Genomic DNA, 3,525 nt, shown 5'->3' on the forward strand with positions numbered 1-3,525 from the left:
AACGAGGCCCGCGATCGTGAAGAGCGTGCGCCCTTCAATGGTGGTGGTGGTGACAGAAAAAAACGCTATTAAGCTTTTTTTGTGAATAATTGTGGGAGGGTGGACAGGGTTCACCCTTTTTTTGTCGGCAATTGCGATCGCTGCTCCCCTCAAAACCAATAGAAATCTAAATGTCTGAGTCTCTCCAAAAGGTAACAAGTAAACTATAAAGGATATCGTCATCAGGTCTGATCGGCGATCGACTCCCGAATATATGGACAACAAAAACCCATGGAGACAACCTATACCCTAGCTGATGGGCCTGAAGCACTTCAATGCCCCACTTTAGTTGAAGATGATCGCACGGGCATGAGTCCCGAAACCCTAAAACGGGCTTTTCTGGACAATCTATTTTATTTGCAAGGGGTTAACCGCACTAATGCTAGTCCCTACAATTACTATGTCGCCCTTGCCTACACCGTTCGCGATCGCCTGCTGCGTCGTTTTCTGAAATCCACCGACACCTACAAACAAGAAAAAGTTAAACTCGTCTGCTATTTCTCGGCCGAATTTCTCATGGGGCGGTATTTAGGTAATAATCTGGCTAATTTGGGTATTTATGACCTAATGAAAGACACGATCGAGGAATTAGGTCTTGATTTTGAGGAAATTATCGAACAGGAACCAGATCCCGGCCTCGGAAACGGCGGTTTAGGGCGTTTAGCGGCTTGTTTCCTTGATTCTCTGGCTTCCCTGGAAATTCCCGCCATCGGTTACGGTATCCGCTACGAATTTGGCATTTTCCATCAAATGATCCAAAACGGTTGGCAGGTGGAAATCCCCGATAACTGGCTACGCTTCGGCAATCCTTGGGAATTACCCCGTCCCGATGAAAGTGTGGAAGTAAAACTGGGGGGACGGACGGAAATCTATCACGATGATAAGGGACAGGAACGGGTACAATGGCTGCCGGAACGTCGGGTTTTAGCCATTCCCCACGATACCCCCGTCCCGGGTTATAAAACCAACACGGTGAACGCTTTGCGTCTCTGGAAAGCAGAAGCGAGTGAATCGTTTAATTTTGAGGCTTTTAACGCCGGGTTATACGATCAATCCGTGGCTGAAAAAATGGACGCGGAAACCATTTCTAAAGTCCTTTATCCCAACGATAACACCCCCGCCGGTCGCGAATTACGTCTGGCCCAACAATACTTTTTTGTGGCCGCTTCCCTGCAAGATTTAATTCGCATTCACCTAAAAAGCCACAAAAATCTGCAAAATTTCCACGAAACCGCCGCTATTCAACTGAACGACACTCACCCCGCCATTGCGATCGCTGAGTTAATGCGTTTGTTAGTGGATGAAAACGGCTTAGAATGGTCAAAAGCTTGGACAATTACCCAAAAAACCTTCGCTTATACCAATCATACCCTATTGCCGGAAGCCCTAGAACGTTGGTCGGCGGATCTGCTCGGGAAATTGCTGCCCCGACATCTAGAAATTATCTACCTGATCAATCACTTTTTCCTCGACGATGTGCGGACTTGGTTTCCCGATAACGAGGAATTATTGGGCAAATTGTCGATAGTTGAAGAAGCTGGTTGGGGTAATAAACAAATTCGCATGGCTAATTTAGCCTGTGTGGGTAGTCACTCGATTAACGGAGTTGCCGCTTTACACACCGAGTTACTGCAAAAAGACACCCTGAAAGAGTTTGCCATGCTCTGGCCAGAAAAATTCTACAATAAAACCAATGGTGTCACCCCGCGCCGGTGGATTTTATTGAGCAACCCCCAATTATCGGCACTATTTACCGAAAAAATCGGCGATAATTGGTTAAAAGACCTGAAGGAATTGCGAAAACTGGAACAATACCTTGATGATCCTGAATTTCGTCAGCGTTGGTATGAAATTAAACAGGCGAATAAGGCCGATTTAGCGGCTTATATGCTGAAAACCCGCAATATTGAGGTGGATGTTAATTCGATTTTCGATGTGCAGGTAAAACGGATTCACGAATACAAACGCCAACATCTGGCAGTTCTGCACATTATCGCCCTTTATAATCGCATTAAACAGAACCCTCAGATCGATATTGTGCCGCGCACTTTTATCTTTGGTGGTAAGGCAGCCCCCGGCTACTTTATGGCGAAGTTAATTATTAAGTTAACTAATGCTGTGGCTGAAATTGTGAATAAGGATCCTGATGTCAGAGGTCGTTTAAAAGTGGTTTTCCTGCCTAACTTTAACGTTTCTTTGGGTCAACGCATCTATCCAGCGGCGGATCTTTCCGAACAGATTTCTACGGCGGGTAAGGAAGCTTCTGGAACTGGTAACATGAAGTTTGCCATGAATGGCTCCCTCACCATTGGGACTCTGGACGGCGCTAATATCGAAATTCGCGAGGAAGCAGGGGCAGAAAATTTCTTCCTTTTTGGCTTGACAGCAGAAGAAGTTTATGCTAAGAAAGCACACGGTTATGAACCGATGAGCTATTACAAAAATAATCGCGAATTGAAGGGAGTGATCGATCGAATTAAGAGTGGTTATTTTAGCCATGGTGACCCAGAATTATTCAGGCCGATCGTTGATTCTCTCCTCTACGATGACCAGTATATGCTTTTAGCTGATTATCAATCCTACGCTGATTGTCAGGAACAGGTAAGTGAAGCTTATCGCGATCGAGACAAGTGGACGCGGATGTCGATTCTTAACTCGGTTCGTATGGCCAAATTCTCTAGCGATCGCACAATCTGGGAGTATTGTCAAGAGATTTGGAAAGTTAATCCGGTCAAGATTAGTTTAGAGGATTAAAAAACTCGGTCAAGTTCGGGTTTAGTCTTTGACTAGCCCGAATTTTGGAACTGTAGTCCCCAAAAATGCCTTGTGAAAACGATAAAATTTATTATTCTTTGCTATCCAAAAACTGGCTTAACAATTTTGAGTTTTAGGGTGAATGATGCGGGGAGCTTTTTGATTATGAGGAAAAATAGAAATGTCAGTAATAATTGAACAAAACCTAGGGGAAATTTTAGCCCAAATTAATCACAAATTAGAGAATTTACAAAAAGATGTTACAGACATCAAAATTGAGTTAACAGAAGCTAAGGGGGAAAGACAGGTATTAAAGGTGGAGATTAATTCCCTACGAGGAGAAATCAATGCGGTTAGGGAAGATGTTAAGGCAATTAAAGGTTCACAACAGGCTCAAATTTGGACATTAATTGGTATTTTAATTACGGCGGTAGGAGGGTTTTTAGTGGCAGTGGGTAGGTTTGTTATTTCGGGTAATCCTTAATTGCAATACCGTCTAAACTATGATTATAATGATTGAATGATCGACTATGATTGGGTTGTTTTTAGACAATCTAATGTCTAAACTATGATTGAGAGTGATTGAATGATCGACTATGATTGGGTTGTTTTTAGACAATCCAATGTCTAAACTATGATTATAATGATTGAATGAGCGACTATGATTGGGTTGTTTTTAGACAATCCAATGTCTAAACTATGATTATAATGATTGAATGATGGACTATGATT

Annotated in this window: 2 protein-coding genes and 1 pseudogene; all 3 read left to right on the forward strand. The window is 43.1% G+C overall.

The genetic code is table 11. The annotated features are described in order from the left end of the window. Positions 1 to 72, forward strand: a pseudogene (locus tag IM515_RS15075) (RNA-binding protein); the annotation flags it as partial. Between the two features lie 198 nt (positions 73 to 270). Beyond that, positions 271 to 2,793 carry a glycogen/starch/alpha-glucan phosphorylase gene (locus IM515_RS15080; RefSeq protein WP_287627294.1) on the forward strand — a complete coding sequence of 841 codons (2,523 nt, stop codon included), beginning with the start codon at positions 271 to 273 and terminating at the stop codon, positions 2,791 to 2,793. A gap of 181 nt (positions 2,794 to 2,974) precedes the next feature. Beyond that, positions 2,975 to 3,277, forward strand: coding sequence for a hypothetical protein (locus IM515_RS15085; RefSeq protein ID WP_002790995.1), 303 nt, complete (start codon positions 2,975 to 2,977; stop codon positions 3,275 to 3,277). The last annotated feature ends 248 nt before the right edge of the window (positions 3,278 to 3,525 follow it).

The organism is Microcystis sp. M44BS1, assembly GCF_020244875.1.
GTDB lineage: Bacteria > Cyanobacteriota > Cyanobacteriia > Cyanobacteriales > Microcystaceae > Microcystis > Microcystis panniformis.